Origin of the sequence: Pseudomonas sp. Kh14, from assembly GCF_900291005.1 — a bacterium.
Taxonomy (GTDB): domain Bacteria; phylum Pseudomonadota; class Gammaproteobacteria; order Pseudomonadales; family Pseudomonadaceae; genus Aquipseudomonas; species Aquipseudomonas alloputida.
In genome coordinates, this window is sequence record NZ_OLKJ01000037.1 from 243,714 (window position 1) to 262,334 (window position 18,621).

At 61.8% G+C, this 18,621-nt stretch carries 16 protein-coding genes; 9 read left to right on the forward strand and 7 right to left on the reverse strand.

Going from position 1 to position 18,621, the window contains the following annotated elements:
- Positions 1–364: 364 nt before the first annotated feature.
- From FQ668_RS22265 to FQ668_RS22305, 9 genes are all read left to right on the forward strand, one after another.
- On the forward strand, positions 365–1,615 hold the full coding sequence (locus FQ668_RS22265; protein WP_003254823.1) for a ribonucleotide-diphosphate reductase subunit beta: 1,251 nt from the start codon (positions 365–367) through the stop codon (positions 1,613–1,615).
- 764 nt (positions 1,616–2,379) lie between these two features.
- Positions 2,380–3,618 carry an OprD family porin gene (locus FQ668_RS22270; RefSeq protein WP_019438845.1) on the forward strand — a complete coding sequence of 413 codons (1,239 nt, stop codon included), beginning with the start codon at positions 2,380–2,382 and terminating at the stop codon, positions 3,616–3,618.
- 253 nt (positions 3,619–3,871) lie between these two features.
- Positions 3,872–4,678 (forward strand): NAD(P)-dependent oxidoreductase, encoded by an 807-nt coding sequence (locus FQ668_RS22275; protein ID WP_014589973.1) that lies wholly within the window; start codon positions 3,872–3,874, stop codon positions 4,676–4,678.
- 22 nt (positions 4,679–4,700) lie between these two features.
- Positions 4,701–5,582 (forward strand): SMP-30/gluconolactonase/LRE family protein, encoded by an 882-nt coding sequence (locus FQ668_RS22280; protein WP_014589972.1) that lies wholly within the window; start codon positions 4,701–4,703, stop codon positions 5,580–5,582.
- A 64-nt stretch (positions 5,583–5,646) separates the two neighbouring features.
- Positions 5,647–6,618, forward strand: coding sequence for a TRAP transporter substrate-binding protein (locus FQ668_RS22285; protein ID WP_010952323.1), 972 nt, complete (start codon positions 5,647–5,649; stop codon positions 6,616–6,618).
- Between the two features lie 66 nt (positions 6,619–6,684).
- Positions 6,685–7,212: a TRAP transporter small permease gene (locus FQ668_RS22290; protein ID WP_003254832.1), complete on the forward strand. Its 528-nt coding sequence runs from the start codon at positions 6,685–6,687 to the stop codon at positions 7,210–7,212.
- Positions 7,213–8,493, forward strand: coding sequence for a TRAP transporter large permease (locus FQ668_RS22295; RefSeq protein WP_014589970.1), 1,281 nt, complete (start codon positions 7,213–7,215; stop codon positions 8,491–8,493).
- A 54-nt stretch (positions 8,494–8,547) separates the two neighbouring features.
- Positions 8,548–9,471: an EamA family transporter gene (locus FQ668_RS22300; protein ID WP_014589969.1), complete on the forward strand. Its 924-nt coding sequence runs from the start codon at positions 8,548–8,550 to the stop codon at positions 9,469–9,471.
- A 24-nt stretch (positions 9,472–9,495) separates the two neighbouring features.
- Positions 9,496–10,365, forward strand: coding sequence for an aldose 1-epimerase (locus FQ668_RS22305; RefSeq protein WP_019438847.1), 870 nt, complete (start codon positions 9,496–9,498; stop codon positions 10,363–10,365).
- Positions 10,366–10,437: 72 nt separating this feature from the next.
- Here FQ668_RS22305 and FQ668_RS22310 read toward each other — a convergent pair whose 3' ends face one another.
- The 7 genes from FQ668_RS22310 to FQ668_RS22340 form a co-directional block, all read right to left on the reverse strand.
- Positions 10,438–11,334, reverse strand: coding sequence for a LysR family transcriptional regulator (locus FQ668_RS22310; RefSeq protein ID WP_014589967.1), 897 nt, complete (start codon positions 11,332–11,334; stop codon positions 10,438–10,440).
- A 108-nt stretch (positions 11,335–11,442) separates the two neighbouring features.
- The gene (locus tag FQ668_RS22315) at positions 11,443–13,479 is read right to left on the reverse strand and encodes a pyridoxamine 5'-phosphate oxidase family protein (RefSeq protein WP_053868183.1); all 2,037 of its coding nucleotides are present in this window, start codon (positions 13,477–13,479) and stop codon (positions 11,443–11,445) included.
- A gap of 26 nt (positions 13,480–13,505) precedes the next feature.
- Complete coding sequence (locus FQ668_RS22320) at positions 13,506–14,135, reverse strand: glutathione S-transferase family protein (RefSeq protein ID WP_014589965.1); 630 nt, start codon at positions 14,133–14,135, stop codon at positions 13,506–13,508.
- A gap of 169 nt (positions 14,136–14,304) precedes the next feature.
- A complete protein-coding gene (locus tag FQ668_RS22325; protein WP_019438849.1) occupies positions 14,305–14,856 on the reverse strand; it encodes a UPF0149 family protein in 552 nt (183 codons plus the stop codon).
- 91 nt (positions 14,857–14,947) lie between these two features.
- Complete coding sequence (locus tag FQ668_RS22330) at positions 14,948–15,937, reverse strand: asparaginase (protein ID WP_019438850.1); 990 nt, start codon at positions 15,935–15,937, stop codon at positions 14,948–14,950.
- Positions 15,934–17,088, reverse strand: coding sequence for a hypothetical protein (locus tag FQ668_RS22335; protein WP_019438851.1), 1,155 nt, complete (start codon positions 17,086–17,088; stop codon positions 15,934–15,936). The genes FQ668_RS22330 and FQ668_RS22335 overlap by 4 nt, the downstream gene beginning before the upstream one ends.
- Before the next feature lie 10 nt (positions 17,089–17,098).
- Complete coding sequence (locus tag FQ668_RS22340) at positions 17,099–17,995, reverse strand: nitrilase family protein (protein WP_019438852.1); 897 nt, start codon at positions 17,993–17,995, stop codon at positions 17,099–17,101.
- Between the last annotated feature and the right edge of the window lie 626 nt (positions 17,996–18,621).

Below are 18,621 nucleotides of genomic sequence, written 5' to 3' on the forward strand. Positions count from 1 at the left end.
TGTGCCCTCAAATTTAAACTGGCACAACATATAGGTTGGCGCTACACTCTCCCCCCGTAGAAGAAGCCACCCGTTTCGTGAACGGACGCACGCCAAACCGGTCAAAAAAGTTACCCCCGCCGGCAACACACGAGCCCCGATCGAAGGTGAATTCCGGTATACTTTGCGCCCTCTGAAAAGAGCACCTATTCAATTGTCCTGGCCCCTCCCAGAGGCCTGGCCAGGTACAAGCCAGAACACATTCAGATGTAAACGAGAGTCAGCCTCTCGAGCTGCCCATTCGCCGTTACGGCCTTGCGTCAGGCATCACATTCTTAAAATCCAACCGGTTGCCTCTGGGCGACCCTCAAGCAGGAGCCAAACCATGCTGAGCTGGGACGAATTCGACAAAGAAGACGGCGAAGTAGCCGCCAAAGGCAACACCCCTGCGCAGGCCGCTGCCGCCGCCACCCTCGACAAGCTCGACAGCGCCGGTGGTGCCGCCGCCCTGGAGGCCCGTGCGGCCACCGCTTCTGACTCCGAAGCCGTCAAACGTGCCAAGGCTGCCCTCGACGCCCTCGACGTTGCCGAAGGCCTGGCCGAGCTGGAAGGCTCCTCGGCCCGCGTTGCAGTGGATGAAAAGCGCATGATCAACTGCCGCGCCGACCTCAACCAGCTGGTACCGTTCAAGTACGACTGGGCCTGGCAGAAGTACCTGGACGGCTGCGCCAACCACTGGATGCCGCAAGAGGTCAACATGACCGCCGACATCGCCCTGTGGAAGAGCCAGGACGGCCTGACCGAAGACGAGCGCCGCATCGTCATGCGCAACCTCGGCTTCTTCTCCACTGCCGACTCGCTGGTTGCCAACAACCTGGCCCTGGCCGTGTACCGCCTGATCACCAACCCGGAATGCCGCCAGTACATCCTGCGCCAGGCCTTCGAAGAGGCGATCCACACCCACGCCTACCAGTACTGCATCGAGTCGCTGGGCATGGATGAAGGCGAGATCTTCAACATGTACCACGAGATCCCGTCGGTCGCCAAGAAAGCCGCCTGGGGCCTGAAGTACACCCGCGCCATCTCCGACCCGGAATTCAACACCGGCACCGTCGAAACCGACAAAGAGCTGCTGCGCAACCTGATCGCCTACTACTGCGTACTGGAAGGCATCTTCTTCTACTGCGGCTTCACCCAGATCCTGTCCATGGGCCGCCGCAACAAGATGACCGGCGTGGCCGAGCAGTTCCAGTACATCCTGCGTGACGAGTCGATGCACCTGAACTTCGGTATCGACGTTATCAACCAGATCAAGATCGAGAACCCGCACCTGTGGGATGCGGCGATGAAGGAAGAAGCGACCCAGATGATCCTGCAAGGGACCCAGCTGGAGATCGAATACGCCCGAGACACCATGCCACGCGGCGTATTGGGCATGAACGCAGCGATGATGGAGGATTACCTCAAGTTCATCGCCAACCGTCGCCTGACACAGATCGGCCTGAAGGAAGAGTACCCAGGGACTACCAACCCGTTCCCATGGATGAGCGAGATCATGGACTTGAAGAAAGAGAAGAACTTCTTTGAGACGCGTGTGATTGAGTATCAGACGGGTGGTGCGCTGAGCTGGGACTGATTGTCCGGGCTGATTATCGAGAAGGCTGCCGATTGGCAGCCTTTTTTTATGATTTTCCCCAAGGGTCCTGACGTCAGTTACGAAAAGTGACCACAGCAACATTCCCTTCAAATGAAGAGGCCTCGCCCCTGCCGACAGGAGGGGTACGGCACCAGCAAGGATGCCGGGACTGGACATGCCAGTCTACGTGGTCAAGGGCGAGGCCAGATCTGAAGATAGCGCAGGCTCGGGGATAGGGCCACCGCTGTTCCGATTTGATTTGTAACCCTGTCCCCGGTTTGCGGCGCGAGGCAGCCAATGGGGTGGATGGCACGGGCTTTATCCGTGTTCGCGGGCAAGCCCGCTCCTACCAGTAGATCCCGTACGTGCGTGGCATGGTGCAAGGCAGTTGTAGTATGTCTGCAGCGCGTTCAGGGTAGAGCCTCTGCCGCTCAGTTTTTGGCGTCTAGTACCCTATTTGCTCTGCGATCAGCCGTTGACAGCCCTCCTCCCCCTTGCTAATAATCGCCCACAGTTGTACGACAACACATAACAAAAACAACAATTCGCGGACGAACCCATGTCGACACCCATCCCGCTGCACCCGCACCTGTTGCACACCCCTCTTCCCCCGGACAGCTCGCGTACGCCTGCCAGTACGTAGCGCCCGGTTACCACGCATTCACCCCTGGCCCTGACCGGCCCGTTATCTACCCGCCCCTGCCGCAGGCCGCTTGCGCGTGCCCGGTGGACGGGCTGCCACACCCTTAGGGAGCACAACAATAATGAAAATCTGCCACACCCTACCCTTCGCCCTGCTTGGCGCCGGGGTTATCGCCGGCCTGCCGGGCACCAGCCTGGCAGCGGGATTTGTCGAGGACAGCAAGGCCACCCTCGGGCTGCGCAACTTCTACATCAACCGCAACTTCACCAACCCCAGCAACCCACAGAACAAGGCCGAGGAGTGGACGCAAAGCTTCATTCTCGATGCCCGCTCGGGGTTCACCGAAGGGCCAATCGGCTTCGGCGTGGATGTGCTGGGGCTGTGGTCGGTCAAACTCGACGGCGGTGGCGGTACCTATGGCACGGCGTTGCTGCCTCGCCATGACGATGGCCGGCCAGCCGACGATTACGGGCGCCTGGCGGTGGCGGGCAAGGCGCGTATTTCCAAGACCGAACTGAAGATCGGTGAATGGATGCCGGTGCTGCCGATTCTGCGTTCGGACGACGGGCGTTCGTTGCCGCAAACATTCCGTGGCGGGCAGGTTACCTCCAACGAAATCGCAGGGCTGACCCTGTACGGCGGCCAGTTCCGCGGCAACAGCCCGCGTAACGACGCGAGCATGGAAGACATGAGCTACGGCGGCGGTGTGTCGGACCGTTTCAACTTCGTTGGCGGGGAGTACAAGTTCAACCAGGACCGCACGCTGGTGGGGCTTTGGAATGCGGTGCTGAAGGACGTGTACCAGCAGCAATACCTGCAACTGAGCCACAGCCAGCCGGTGGGTGACTGGACCCTGGGTGCGAACCTGGGCTACTTCCATGGCGACGAGGACGGCTCCGAACGCGCCGGGCAGCTGGACAACAAGACCTACTCGGGGATGTTCTCGGCCAAGTACGGCGGCAACACCTTCTGGGTGGGGCTGCAGAAAGTCGATGGTGATACCTGGATGCGGGTGAACGGCACCAGTGGCGGGACCTTGGCCAACGACAGCTACAACTCCAGCTTCGACAATGCCAACGAGCGTTCGTGGCAGGTGCGCCATGACTTCAACTTCGTCACCGTCGGGGTACCGGGGTTGACCCTGATGAACCGCTACATCAGCGGGCGCGATGTGCACAGCGGGGGCGTGACCGATGGCAAGGAGTGGGGGCGTGAAACGGAGCTTGCGTATGTGATCCAGAGCGGGGCGTTCAAGGATTTGAGCGTGAAATGGCGTAACTCGTCGATTCGCCGGGATTACAGCAATAACGAGTTTGATGAGAACCGGTTGATCTTCAACTACCCATTGTCGTTGCTCTGATCATGACCTGCGGATTTACCCGCGAATACGGTGGCGGCGGAGACGGTGAGCGGCGGGTGGAGATTGGCCAGCAGGGCCGGCCTCTTCGCGGGTAAACCCGCTCCTACGGGCGACCGCGCAGGCCTTTCGCCTTTTCTTACCCGCGAAAAGGCCGGCAAAAGCCGCCCAAGCCTCATTGACAACACACAGAACCACCGCCAATAATCACCCAAGTCATACGACAACCTACAACAACTAACAACAAGAGCCGGCCATGACCACTACCCCCTTCAATCGCCTGCTGCTCACCGGAGCCGCAGGCGGCCTGGGCAAGGTACTTCGCGAACGCCTGAAAGGCTACGCCGAGGTCCTGCGCCTTTCCGACATCAGCCCCATGGCGCCTGCTGCTGGCCCGCATGAGGAAGTCATCACCTGTGACCTGGCCGACAAGGCTGCGGTGCATGCCCTGGTCGAGGGCGTCGACGCCATCATCCACTTTGGCGGGGTTTCTACCGAACACGCCTTCGAAGAGATTCTCGGCCCCAATATCTGCGGCGTGTTCCACGTGTACGAGGCGGCGCGCAAGCACGGGGTCAAGCGCATCATCTTCGCCAGCTCCAACCACACCATCGGTTTCTATCGCCAGGATGAGCGCATCGACGCTCACGCGCCGCGCCGTCCCGACAGCTATTACGGGCTGTCCAAGTGCTACGGCGAAGATGTGGCCAGCTTCTACTTTGACCGCTACAGCATCGAGACCGTCAGCATTCGCATCGGCTCGTCGTTCCCCCAGCCACAGAACCTGCGCATGCTCTGCACCTGGCTCAGTTACGACGACCTGGTGCAGTTGATCGAACGCGGGCTGTTCACCCCCGGGGTTGGCCACACCATCGTCTACGGCGCCTCCGACAATCGCACCGTGTGGTGGGACAACCGCCATGCCGCGCACCTGGGCTATGTACCCAAGGACAGCTCCGAAACCTTCCGCGCTGCCGTGGAGGCCCAACCGGCACCCGCCGCCGATGACCCGAGCATGGTCTACCAGGGCGGCGCTTTCGCCGTGGCCGGCCCGTTCAACTGACCCCTCGCCAGGAGGCACGGCCATGAACTGCGAACTGATCGTCGACGCCCGCAACGGTACCGGCGAAAGCCCTGTGTGGCACCCCAGTGAACAGGCCCTGTACTGGGTAGACATTCCCGCTCGCCAATTGCATCGCTGGCAAGCAGCCGATGGCAAACACCAGTGCTGGCAGGGCGACGAGATGCTGGCCTGCATCGCCCGCAGCGGTCAGGGCTGGGTTGCGGGTATGGAAAGCGGCATCTTCCAGCTCCAGGCCAAGGCGGACGGCAGCCTGGACAGTCGGCTGCTCAGCAACGTGCAGCACGCCCAGGCCGGCATGCGCTTCAACGATGGCCGCTGCGACCGTCAGGGCCGCTTCTGGGCCGGGACCATGCTGCTGGACATGCAGCAAGGTGCCCACGTGGGCGCGCTGTACCGGCATGACGGCGAAGGCCAGCTGTACCTGCAACAGGACGGCATGATCGTGCCCAACGGCCTGGCGTTCAGCCCCGACGGCAAGCGCATGTACCTGTCCGACTCGCACCCCAACGTGCAGAAGGTATGGGCTTTCGACTACGACATCGACAGCGGTACACCGCACGGCAAGCAGCTGTTCGTCGACATGCGCAATTACCCCGGCCGCCCGGATGGCGCCGCCATCGACCAGGACGGCTGCTACTGGATCTGCGGCAACGACGCCGGGCAGATCCACCGTTTTACCCCCGACGGTCGCCTCGACCGATCACTCAGCGTGCCGGTGAAAAAGCCGGCAATGTGCGCCTTTGGCGGCGCCAGCCTGGACATTCTGTACGTCACTTCGATCCGCCCCACGGGCATCGACCTCAGCGACCAGCCCCTGGCTGGCGGGGTATTTGCCCTCGATCCTGGCACCAAGGGCCTGGAGGAACCTGCCTACCGGGGCTGACGCCCCTTGCCACACCCACACTTGCACCCACGAAACCAGATAATAAAAACCACGGAGTTTCATCATGACGTTCAAACGCAAGCTGCTTCTTGCCGTACTCCCGTTCGCCTTCAGCGTGGCCATGCCCGCCTCGGCACTGGATATCAAGTTCGCCGAGATTCACCCGGCCGGGTATCCGACCGTGGTCGCCGAACAGAACATGGGTAAAAAGCTGGAAGATGCCAGCAATGGTGAAATCACCTTCAAGATGTTCGCCGGCGGCGTTCTGGGCTCTGAGAAGGAAGTGATCGAACAGGCACAGATCGGGGCCGTGCAAATGACCCGTGTCAGCTTAGGGATCGTCGGCCCGGTCGTACCGGATGTGAACGTATTCAACATGCCGTTCGTGTTCCGCGACCATGATCACATGCGCAAGATCATCGACGGCGAGATCGGCCAGGAAATCCTCGACAAGATCACCAATTCCGATTTCAACCTGGTGGCCCTGGCCTGGATGGATGGCGGCTCGCGCAGCATCTACACCAAAAAGCCGGTGCGCAGCCTGGAAGACCTCAAGGGCATGAAGATTCGCGTACAAGGCAACCCGCTGTTCATCGACATGATGAATGCCATGGGCGGCAACGGCATCGCCATGGACACTGGGGAAATCTTCAGTGCCCTGCAAACCGGCGTGATCGACGGCGCCGAGAACAACCCGCCGACCTTGCTTGAGCACAACCATTTCCAGAGCGCCAAGTACTACACCCTGACCGGCCACCTGATCCTGCCGGAGCCGGTGGTGATGTCCAAGACCACCTGGAACAAGCTCAGTCCGGAACAGCAGGCATTGGTGAAAAAGGTCGCGCGCGAAGCACAGATGGAAGAACGCGCGCTGTGGGACGCCAAGTCTGCCGCCAGCGAAGAGAAGCTCAAGGCCGCCGGTGTCGAGTTCATAACCGTCGACAAGAAGCCGTTCTATGACGCCACCGCCTCGGTACGCGAGAAGTACGGCGCGCAGTACGCCGATCTGATGAAGCGTATCGACGCCGTCCAGTAATACCAGCCCCTTCCAAGACGACCTCGGCAGTGCGGCCGCCGCCGCCCTGCCGCTTTGGTGATGCCTATGAAATCGCTTTTCCTGAGCGTGAACGACACGCTGTACCGCAGTTGCATCTGGATCGCGGGCCTGTCGATCCTGGCCATGACGCTGATCATCCCGTGGGGCATCTTCGCCCGCTACGTGCTGGGCACCGGCTCCAGCTGGCCAGAGCCAGTCTCGATCCTGCTGATGGTGGTATTCACCTTCGTTGGTGCCGCCGCCAGCTATCGCGCCGGGGCGCATATGGCGGTGGGGATGATTACCGACCGGTTGCCGCCGCTGCAGCGCCAGCTGGTCGCCCTGCTGGTACAACTGCTGATGATCGTGGTGTGCGTGTTCATGACCTATTACGGCACCCGGCTGTGCATCACCACCTGGAACCAGTCGCTGGCCTCGCTGCCCGGGGTGCGGGTCGGCATGACTTACGCGCCGATCCCGGTCGGCGGCGTGCTGACGCTGGTGTTCGTCCTGGAAAAACTCCTGCTGGGCGATCAGAGCAACCGCAAGGTCGTGCGCTTTGATCTGGTCGAAGAAAACGAAGGAGCTGCGTAAATGGAAGCGTTCATTCTGTTGGGCAGTTTCATCGTGCTGATTCTGATCGGCATGCCGGTAGCCTACGCTCTGGGCCTGTCGGCACTTATCGGCGCCTGGTGGATCGACATCCCGCTGCAGGCGATGATGATCCAGGTGGCCAGTGGGGTTAACAAGTTCTCGCTGCTGGCAATTCCATTCTTCGTGCTGGCCGGCGCGATCATGGCCGAAGGCGGCATGTCGCGTCGGCTGGTGGCCTTTGCCGGGGTGCTGGTGGGCTTCGTGCGTGGCGGGCTGTCGCTGGTCAACATCATGGCCTCGACCTTCTTTGGCGCGATTTCCGGCTCGTCGGTAGCCGATACCGCCTCGGTGGGCTCGGTGCTGATCCCGGAGATGGAACGCAAGGGTTACCCGCGCGAGTTCTCCACCGCCGTAACCGTCAGCGGTTCGGTGCAGGCGTTACTGACCCCGCCTAGCCACAACTCGGTGCTGTACTCGCTGGCGGCGGGCGGTACGGTGTCGATCGCCTCGCTGTTCATGGCGGGGGTGATGCCCGGCCTGCTGCTGAGCGCGGTGATGATGGGCCTGTGCCTGTTGTTCGCCAAGAAGCGCAACTACCCCAAGGGCGAAGTGATCCCGCTGCGCCAGGCGCTGAAAATTGCCGGTGAGGCGCTGTGGGGCCTGATGGCCATGGTCATCATACTCGGCGGTATCCTGTCGGGGGTGTTCACCGCCACCGAATCGGCAGCCGTGGCGGTGGTGTGGTCGTTCTTCGTGACCATGTTCATCTACCGCGACTACAAGTGGCGCGACCTGCCCAAGCTGATGCACCGCACAGTACGGACCATCTCCATCGTGATGATCCTGATCGGCTTTGCCGCCAGCTTCGGCTACGTAATGACGCTGATGCAGATCCCGTCGAAGATCACCACGGCGTTCCTGACCCTGTCGGACAACCGCTACGTGATCCTGATGTGCATCAACTTCATGCTGATGCTGCTGGGCACGGTGATGGACATGGCGCCGCTGATCCTGATCCTTACGCCGATCCTGCTGCCGGTGATTACCGGTATCGGCGTGGACCCGGTGCACTTTGGCATGATCATGTTGGTGAACCTGGGTATCGGGCTGATCACCCCGCCGGTGGGAGCGGTGTTGTTTGTCGGCTCGGCCATCGGCAAGGTGAGTATCGAGTCGACGGTGAAGGCGCTGATGCCGTTCTACCTGGCGCTGTTCCTGGTGCTCATGGCAGTGACTTACATTCCAGCGATCTCGCTGTGGCTGCCTAGCGTGGTGCTGTAATTATGACCGGGGGCCGCTTGGCGGCCCCTGGGCTCTTGCAAATGGATCCTGCACATGGCTGTCCCCTCCTCGGCTGTACCGCTTTTCCCCCGCAAACTGGCCATCGCCTTGCTCGCCCTGCTGGCCTGTTCATTCGCCGGCAACCACATCGCCGCGCGCATCGCCTTCGATGACGGCACCGGCGTGCTGCTGGCCATCCTCTGCCGCTCTGGCATCACCTTCCTGGTACTGGCCGGGCTGCTGCTGTGGCAAGGCCAGGCCCTGGCCCTGCCCGCTGGTGCGCGCCGGTGGCAGCTGCTGCTCGGCCTGCTGATTGCCACCCAGAGCCTGTGCCTGTACTCGGCGGTGGCGCGTATTCCAGTGGCTTTGGCGCTGCTGGTGGGCAACACCTTCCCGATGCTGCTGGCGCTGCTCACCTGGGCGCTGGGCGGCGCACGCCCCACGGGCCGCACCGTGCTGTTCATGGGCCTGATCCTGTGCGGCCTGGTGCTGGCGCTGGATGTGCCGGCACGCCTGGCCGACAGCGCTGCGGCCAACCCGCACTGGGTGCCAGGGGTCAGCCTGGCCTTCGGCGCCGCCTGTGCCTTTGCCTGCGCCTTGTGGATCACCGACCATAAACTGGCCAGCGTGCGCGGCCCCGTGCGCAGCCTGCTGACTTTACTGATCGTGTTCTCCAGCATGTTGGTTGCAGGCGCAAGCGGCGTGATGCCGTCCGGTTTGTCACTGCCAGGCAGCAGCAGTGGCTGGGCGGCCTTGGCCAGCCTGGTAGTGCTGTATGGCTTGGCCTTCACCTTGCTGTTCGTTTGTGTGCCAAGGCTGAACATGGCGCAGAACGCACCCGTGATGAACGTCGAACCCATCGCCACGCTACTGCTGGGCTGGGCCTTGCTCGACCAGCAACTCGGCACCCTGCAATTACTCGGCGGCGCGGTGGTGGTGTGCGGCATCGTGCTGCTCACCTACCGTCGGGCCAATTGATCATTCATTTAAATGGAGCCTTGAATGTCTTTGACCGAACTGCGCCTGCAGGACCGCCTGACCCGCCTGAGCCTGGCTCCGGAGTTGGGCGCCAGCCTGGTCAACTGGGAAGTGAAAGCGACCGGGCAAGCGCTGCTGCGCCATTCCGACCTGGCCGCACTGGAAAGTGGTACGCCACGACGCCTCGCCTGCTACCCACTGGCGCCTTGGTCCAACCGCATTGGCGAGGGTGGCTTTGCCCGACCCGAGGGGTGGCAGGCACTGGCACCCAATACCGGGCATGACCCTTACCCGATCCATGGCAGTGCCTGGCAGCAGGCCTGGCAGGTGGAGCATCACAGTGAACGGCGAGCACGGCTGACGCTAGACAGTGCTGTGCCGTTTGCTTACCGGGCCACGCTGGATGTGCATCTGCATGAGGGGTGCCTGAACCTGGACCTGCATGTAACCCATCTGGATGAGTCGGCCAACTGGTACGGGTTGGGGCTGCACCCTTACTTTCCGCGGTATCCCGATACCAAGTTGTACGCATCGGCGCGCAAGGTGTGGCTGGCCGAGAATGGGCGGTTGCCTTCGTACCAGGCCGAGGTGCCGGAGCAATGGCGTTTCAATGCCATGGAGCGTTTGCCTGAGACGGTGGTTGATCACGCCTTCAGTGGCTGGCCAGGGGAGTGTGTGATCGAACAGCCCAGCGCGGGTTATCGATTGGCGTGCAGTGCCAATGGGGCCGAACACTTCTTGCTGTATTGCCCGCAGGGGCAAGGTTTTTTCTGCTTTGAGCCTGTTAGCCACCCCATCAATGCGCACCACCTGCCAGGGCGACCAGGGTTGCGGTTGCTGCACCGGGGGGAGGCAATGAACCTGGGGTTCAGGATGCAGTATCGGGCGTTGTGAGCGGGTTGCCTGAAAAAGGGCCGGCACGATATCGAACATTGTCTGGCATCCTTTTCGACCCGCTGTACGACGTTAATCCAGCTGCTGATCGCGCAATCCTTGCGCCAGCATGTCGATAAAGGCCCTGACCTTGGCCGACCCGTACTTGCTTTCGCGGTGCAGCACATGAATGGGCCAGGGCGCCTCTTCGTACTCGGCCAGCAGCACCTGTAACTGCCCGCTGGCCAGTTCGTCTGCCACCTGGTACGACAGCAGCCGGGCAATCCCCAGCCCGCCGCTGGCAGCTGCGATTGCCCCGTCATTGCTGGTGACCGTCAGCCGCGGCTTCATGCGCACCAAGGTCGGCTCGTCGGTCACTCCGAAGCGCCAACCCGCACGTGGCGACAGATTGGTGGTGCCGATTATCGCATGCCCGGCCAGGTCCGACGGATGCTTCGGCACACCATGGCGCGCCAGGTAGTCGGGCGAGGCACACAACATGCGCCGCACCCTGCCCACCCGCAGCGCCTTCAACCCGGAGTCGGGCAACGGCCCGATGCGCACGGCCACGTCCATGCCCTCCTCGACCATGTTCACCACGCGGTCGAGAAAGAACGCGGAAACGTCGACTTCCGGGTACTGCTGCAGGTAACGGACGATGCACGGCATTACGAACTTCTTGCCGAACAGGATCGGCGCGGTCACTGCCAGGTCGCCCCTGGGAGTCGCATTGATGCCGGCAGCGGCTTCGTTGGCCTCGTGGATACTGGCGAGGATGTGCCGGGTGTCTTCCAGATAGCGGCCGCCGGCCTCGGTCAGACGCACGCTGCGAGTCGTGCGCAGCAACAGCTTGACCCCGAGCTGCTCTTCCAGGGCGCTGACGGCGCGGGTGACGGCGGCCGCAGAAATGTCCAGACGGCGGGCAGCCGCGGCGAAGCTTTCCAGCTCGCCGACAGCGACGAATACCTTCATCAGGTGGATCTGGTCCATGCGGGCTCCTGAAAGTTAAGAGGCGTGGGGATTATCTTTCATCTGGATGCGTGGTGTTAGCTGTACCGGCCTCTTCGCGGGCAAGCCCGCTCCTACGACTGGCTTGAATCAGACATCCAGCACCAACGCCCTCATCCCCTCCTCCACTTTCGCCGGCACAGCACAACAGATCAGCACCGATCCTGCTTCCGGCAACTCTGCCGGCGGATTTGGATAATGCACCTGGCCGCTCACCAGCCGGGTCTTGCAGGTACCACACGAACCACCCCGGCAACTGAACTCCGGGGCCAGCCCACGCGCCTCGGCCAGTTCCAGCAAGGTGCCGCTACCGGGTACCCAGCGAGCCTCCTTGGCCGACGCAGCAAAATACACCGGCACTGGTTCGTCGGCGGCAGGCGGCTGTTGCAAGATTGGCTGGTCTGCGTCGGTGTGCCGCCGCAACGTCGACGGGCCAAACGCTTCGGCGTGAATCCGCGCATCCGGCACATGCACCCCACGCAGCCCTTCGTAGAGCTGCTGGGTGAAGCTGCCCGGGCCACACAGGTAGAAATCGTAGTCGTCCAACGCCAGCGTTGCCTTGACCTGTTCGATACCCAACCGGCCGGCGAACTCGTAATCACGACCGATCTGCGCGTGCCCTTCAGGCTGGCTTAGGGCGCGGTGTACATGCAGTAGATCGCCAGCCTGTTGCCGCAAGGTCGCCAGTTCCTGCTGGAACGGCAAGTCGGCCAGGCTGCGTGCGCCATGGAACAGATGAATGCGCCGGGCCTGCCCTGTCCTCAACTGCTGACGCAGCATGGCCAGCAACGGCGTGATGCCCACGCCCGCGCCGATCAGCACCAACGGGCGCGTGCTTTGCTGGTCAAGCGTGAAGCTGCCCATCGGCGGCCGCACATTCAACACATCGCCGGCCACAACGCGCTCATGCAGATACCGCGAAGCCGGGCCCTGGGCTTTGACGCTGATGCGCAAGAATCCATCGTCGGGGGCACTTGAAAGGCTGTAGGTGCGGATCAGCGCCGACTCGCCATCACGCGGCACTTGCACAGGCAGATGCTGGCCAGGGGCAAAGGCCACACGGCAGCCTGCCGGTGGTTCGAGATAGAACGAGCGGATGTCGCGGCTTTCCTGCTCCACCCGCAGCACCCGCCAGGCCAGCCATTGGCGCTGTTGTTGCCGCTGCTCCAGGCGCGCATCGGCCTCGGCCCAGGTACCGGTCATCAGACTGGTCGGCGCGTACTCCTTGAAAGCCCAGCGCAGGGCAACGGCTGCCGGACGCCACACCACCTGCTCGACCTGCAGTGTCCACAACCGCTCAGCGCCTTCAAAGGCCTGGATGGCCGGGCTGTCCAGCAGCACCTCGGCACGCCCGTACAGTTGCAACACATTGCCATTTTTGAAGTCGATGAACAGCAAGCCGGCCCGCGGGTTGACCACCAGGTTGCCCAAGGTGTTGAAATGCAGATTGCCTGCATAGTCGGGAATCGTCAGCCGATTGCCTTCGACCTTGATGAACCCTGGCCGGCCACCACGGTGAGAGACATCTACCGAACGCTGGCCGTCAGCATGCTCGACATAGCTGGCAACGAAGAAGGTATCGGCGGCCTGGATCATGCTGACGGTTGAGGTATCCAGTGTTGTCGCATCGATGCGCCCAAGGGCGGGTTCGGTGACGCGGGTGTAGTCGCGCAACTGGATGTACTGCGGACAGTTGCCAAACGCCTGCTCTACGGCCACTTGCAGTTGCCCTTGGGCAGCGTGGCGGATCTGCCCGTTGATGCGATTGCGCCGACGGGTGTGCAGTTCGATCCCCAGCAGGCCGACCGCCTGCCCGGCTGCCAACCCGGGGGTGGCGGGGTCATCTGCTGGCAACGTGGTGTGGATCGTCAGCATACGAGGGTCAGGCGAGCTTACGAACCCTTCTGGCCCTTCCAGCAGCGTGGCCCAAGGCCGACCCTGGGCATCCACACTGGCGGCGACCATGAACGGTAACTGGTGATAGAACGTCCGATGCTGGTCGGGCATGTGGTCGCGAATGACCTTTTGCCCGAACGCCTCCATGCGTTCTGCTACACCGACCTTTTCCTGCAGGGTCTTTTCACCCGCATGCCAGGGCGAGGGGCGGTGATCAGGGGATTGTTGCATGGCGGCGTTCCTCACGATGGCGGGTGTCAGGCGTGGGTTTGCAGCCCGATCACGGTGCGCGGCATGGGGACGAAACGCGGCAGCGCCTCGATCCGCGCCAGCCAGTTGCGCACATTGGCATAGGGTTCCAGCGACACGTTGCCTTCGGGGGCGTGAGCGATGTACGAGTAGTTGGCAATGTCCGCGATAGTAGGTGTGCTACCCGCCAGGAATGGCGTCTTGGCCAACTCGGCATCGATCACCTTGAGCAAGGTGTGGGCACGGGCAATCACTTCGTCGGTATTGAATGAAGCGCCGAACACCGTAACCAGGCGGGCGGCTGCCGGGCCAAAGGCCAGCGGGCCGGCAGCGACCGATAACCAGCGTTGCACACGGGCGGCGGCGGCAGGTTCTTCGGGCAGCCACGCGCCGTTGTCATACTTTTTGGCCAGGTAGACGAGGATGGCGTTGGAGTCGGCAATCACTGTGCCGTTGTCATCGATGACCGGAACCTGGCCGAACGGGTTGAGGGCGAGGAAGTCCGGCTGCTTGTGCGCACCTTTGGCCAGGTCGACGAAGACCAGCTCGGTTGGCAGGTTCAGTAGCGAGAGCATCAACTCGATGCGATGGGCATGGCCAGACTTGGGGAAGTTGTAGAGCTTGATCGGGTTCGACATGGGCTTGGCTCCTGGTCAGCGCCGGGATGGGGCTGATGGAGCACATGCTGCACTGGATCGGCTGGCAGCAGAATCAGTGCGTAGGGGAAACCATAATTTCGCTGGGCGGAATAATGGTTTCCAAACACTTGCGCCGGTGCCTGCAGGTGAGCGCTAGCCAACGATCCGATCAGTGCAGCTTTTTGAAATGTCGGTACAGCCCACGCGCAGCCTCGACCACCTGCGGCACACAGGCCTGGATATCCTCTTCGCTCATCTGGTCCAGCAGCTCGAAATTATCCTCCAGCCCATGTAGCGAAATGGCCTTGAGCAGCGGGGCCTGCTCCGGTGGCAACTCGCCCCAACCGGCCACCTGGGTACCGCGCATGTAGCCGAAACACCACTCCTCCATCACGATCACAGTGCCCTGTTCGCCCTCGCTTTCCTCGAACAACGGCTCGAACTGGTCGACACCATTGCTCAGCTCTTCTGCCACCTGGCTGGCATAACGCAGCATCAATGCCGTGTAGGCCTCCTCATGCGCGGGCTTCTTGAACTTCGGTACTTTGCCACCCGCTACCGCCGGCAGCCATTGCTCGGGGAGGACAGTGATCGGCGAACTGGCGAGTGCGACGAAAAAGCCATTGAGCTCGGCCAGGTTCAGCACCGAGTAGTCATTGCCATAGGTGATCAGCAGGTCTTCGAGGCGGTCGAGTTCTTTTTCGCTGAGTACGGGGAGCATGGGTAAGAATCCTGGGAAGCAAAAGTGTGTGCACCCTAGCACAGCAACGCCGGAAGGGCTGCCCGCGCGAACGACCGCGCGGGCAGATGGTTCAGGGCTGCAACCAAGCCTGCAGCTCATGTTGCCGGTCGGTGCCTATCAGCAGCCACAGCAAGATGCGGCATTTGCGCGGGCAGAGTTGCCCAGCCATGTAGACGCCTTTTTTCTGCAGGTCGATCTCTGCACCAGCAAACCCGTAGGTTGCCCGGGCTGTAGGCCCTCTACCTGTGCGCGTAGCAACCATTACCGGCAAGCGGGGCGCCAGGTGCTCCAGCACTTCGGACCAACCGGCGGAAACATGCCCAGCACCGAAACCGGCGATGACCAACCCCTCATAACCCAATGTGGCCACCGCCCGCAGCAGCGCCGTGTCTGCGTCCAGGCAGGCTTCCAGCAGGGCAACGCGCTGGTCGGTGCGATACGGTAACGGCAACACTTCCCGTCGCCCGGGCGGATGGCGATACAACACAACACCCTCCACAACGTCGCCCAACGGGCCACATCCGGGCGACTCGAATGCCGCCATCGCCAGGCTGGCCGTCTTGCGCACCCTTGCCGCGCAGTGGACCTGATCATTCATGACCACAAGCACACCTCGCCCACGGCTGTCTTGTGCCAATGCAACCTGAGCCGCAGCCAACAAGTTGGCCGGCCCATCATTGCCCGGCTGACTCGCCGAGCGCATGGCACCGGTCATCACCAATGGCGCATCGAATGGCCAGAGCAGATCCAGGAAATAGGCCGTTTCCTCAAGGCTGTCGGTCCCTTGGCTCAATACCAAGGCCTGAGCTCCGCGCTCCACCTCGCCCCGGGCCCATGCCAGCACCTCCAGCAACGTCTCGAAGCCCAGCGATGCACTGGGGAGCAGGCACAATGAAGCAACGTTCAACTGCGCCATCTCGCGCAATTGTGGAACCTGAAGCAGTTGCCGCTCACAATCCAGGCTTGGCGTCACACCATCCCCGACAGCACCCAGCCGCATACTGACCGTGCCGCCCAGAGTGGCGATCGACAGCCTGGGCAGGCTCGAATGTTCGCTCATGCTTCTCCCCCCACAATCAACCCGACTATCGGCACAATGCCAAGCGTGCAGATGGCCATCGACACCACATTGCCGATGTAGCCATGCACATAGGCCGGCAACCGCTGAGTGATCGCCACTGCCAGCGGCGGAGCCACCAGGGCACCCAACACTGCACTGGCCACCACCACTTGCCAGCTGCCGCCATGTGCCAACACCGCGGCCGGGACGATCGACACAATCGGAATGTAGGTAGGGTACCACCCACGGGCTTTCCACTGTCCACGCCAGCATACAACCCCAACCAGGGATGCCAGGGCCTGGCCGGCCACTATCTGCATCACCAACATAGAACCGTATGACAGTGCAGCCGGGCTCAACAGGTAAGCCAGCAACACACCCAGCAATAGCCCGAGGCTGGCCAGCTCATTACCAAAGAAGGGGGCTTCGCTGAAGTCGGCCAGAACGCGCCGCAAAGTCCAGACCGCACCGTAGTCAGGCTGATTGACAACCGGCGCCACGACGGTGGGTTCACCGCATTGGCGTACCCATGAAGGAAAGCGCTTGCACAGGATGAAGGCCACGACGCTTGCCACAGCCATGCCACTCACATTGCCCACTACCACTGGCAACTGCAGGGGATAACACAGGTAATTGACCATCAGCAGGCTGGCCGGTGTTACCAGTAGAGCCCCCAGTAGCGCCCCCGTGATCGTCACCCGCCAGCCCGCACCAAAAAGCAAGACCATGGCTGCCGGCAATGACACGAAGGCAACGAACGTTGGTTGCCAGATGCCACTGGCCAAGGTCCATCCCCACAACGCATGGCTGAGCAGCAAGCCCAAGAGCGAGCTGGTAAACACCCATGGCCATAATCCGCTGCCATAGCAAATGGCAAAGCCCTGCCAGCGGTACCCTCGCACCTGCGCCCAGTGCGCCAGGCACGCGCCCAGCAGCAAGCCCAGCGCGGGTAGTTCGTGCTTGTAGAATGCCACTTCACTGATATCACCAATAATCCAGCGCAAGCGGCTGAGCGGCTCATCGAGCGTCGCCACCCTCTGTGCATAATCCAGCCATTGGCCATGGGCAAGGCTTGCAGCGAAAAACACCAGCAGGCAGCCGAACATGAACACAAGCCAATGCTGCTGTCGTGAGAAGAAGAGCGTGTTCATTCGCAACTCCTCAACGTGGCATAGGTGCATGCAAGCGATAGCCAAGGGTGGCATCGTAGAGGTCGGTGCGCCGGTCTCTTGGCAGGTCGTTGAGGCTGTTCCAGATCGGTGCCGAGCGTGCACTGCTCAAATCGACATCGGCATAGATAATCTCCTCGGCTTCTGCACTGCCCACCTCGCCGATCGGCCAGCCATGGGTACCGGCGATCAGCGAGCAGCCCAGGAAGCGCCCGCCCCGCTCGCTGCCAACACGGTTCGCGGCGGCGATATAAACGTTGTTGACATGCGCTGCCGTCATGGTCAGGTACGAGGCCATGCAGCGCCCTGCATCATCGAACAACGGCGGCGGGGTCCATACCCAGTTGTTGAGGCTGCAGATGATGTCGGCACCTTGCGCGGCCATCACCCGTGGTACTTCCGGGAACCAGATGTCCCAGCAGATCAGCAGGCCGATACGGCCGATAGGCGTCTCGAATACCGGGAACCCCAGGTCACCGGGGGTGAACCAGAGCTTTTCCTGGTTCCACAGATGCGCTTTGCGGTAATGCCCAAGCAGGCCTTCGGGGCCAAACAGGACAGCACTGTCGTAAAGCTTCAGCCCGTCGCGTTCGGCAAACCCCGCAGCCAGGTATACCTGGTATTGCCTGGCGAAGTCGGCCCAGGTTTTCAGGCAAGGGCCGTCCTGCAGCACCTGCGCATGGGAATAGGCTTCGGCACGGGAGTTGAAGGTGTAGCCCGTGTTGGCCAGTTCCGGCAGTACGATCAGGTTGGCACCTTCGCGTGCTGCGCGCCGGGCCAATGCCAGGCCTCTGCTCACGTTGCTCTCACAGTGCTCGAGACCGACCTGAGGGTCGTACTGGATGACAGCGATACGTACGGGGCTGACGGGGGAACAGGATTCAGACATGGCGGCTTCCTTTTTGTGGTTGTTTTGGAAGGACGCCAGTAAAGCGATGTTGGGTCGGGGAGCGACAGTCAGGAGAGTCCTATGGGACCAAAGGAAAATCACACAATGGCAGTAGGACTCCCCCTACAAAATGGCCCGTACGCCGTTATTTCCCGACCTGATAGTGGGGGTAGTACTCGAGGGTAAAGCCACCATTGAACTGTGTCGAAGCAACCCGGTAAGTCCGGTACCGACGATACAAATTCGGTGATCGGGTTGTGTGGCGCTTGCGACGCCTCCCTTTTGTTCGATAAGACGGCGGTAGTCGATGCCGAGATCCGGGGGGTTAGGGAAACGCGCGGCCCACGGCTGCGTGGGCAGTAACGGGTCGATGGCCAGATCGGCAGGATGGTTGTGTGTTGAACCAATAGTCATGTTCTCGTGTTCTCCATGAGTAGAGAACCTGAGAATGATCAATTGCAAGAGGCGTAAAGTGGTTGCTATGCACCACCCGACGGCACCTACAGGATCGTGAGATACCTGTGGGTGCCGCCTTACAGCGATCAGGGCGTCAGGGCTTACACCGCCAGGGCGCGCTCACGCAGCTCGCTGTTGAGGATGCGGTCGTTCTCGCTGTAATCGACTGG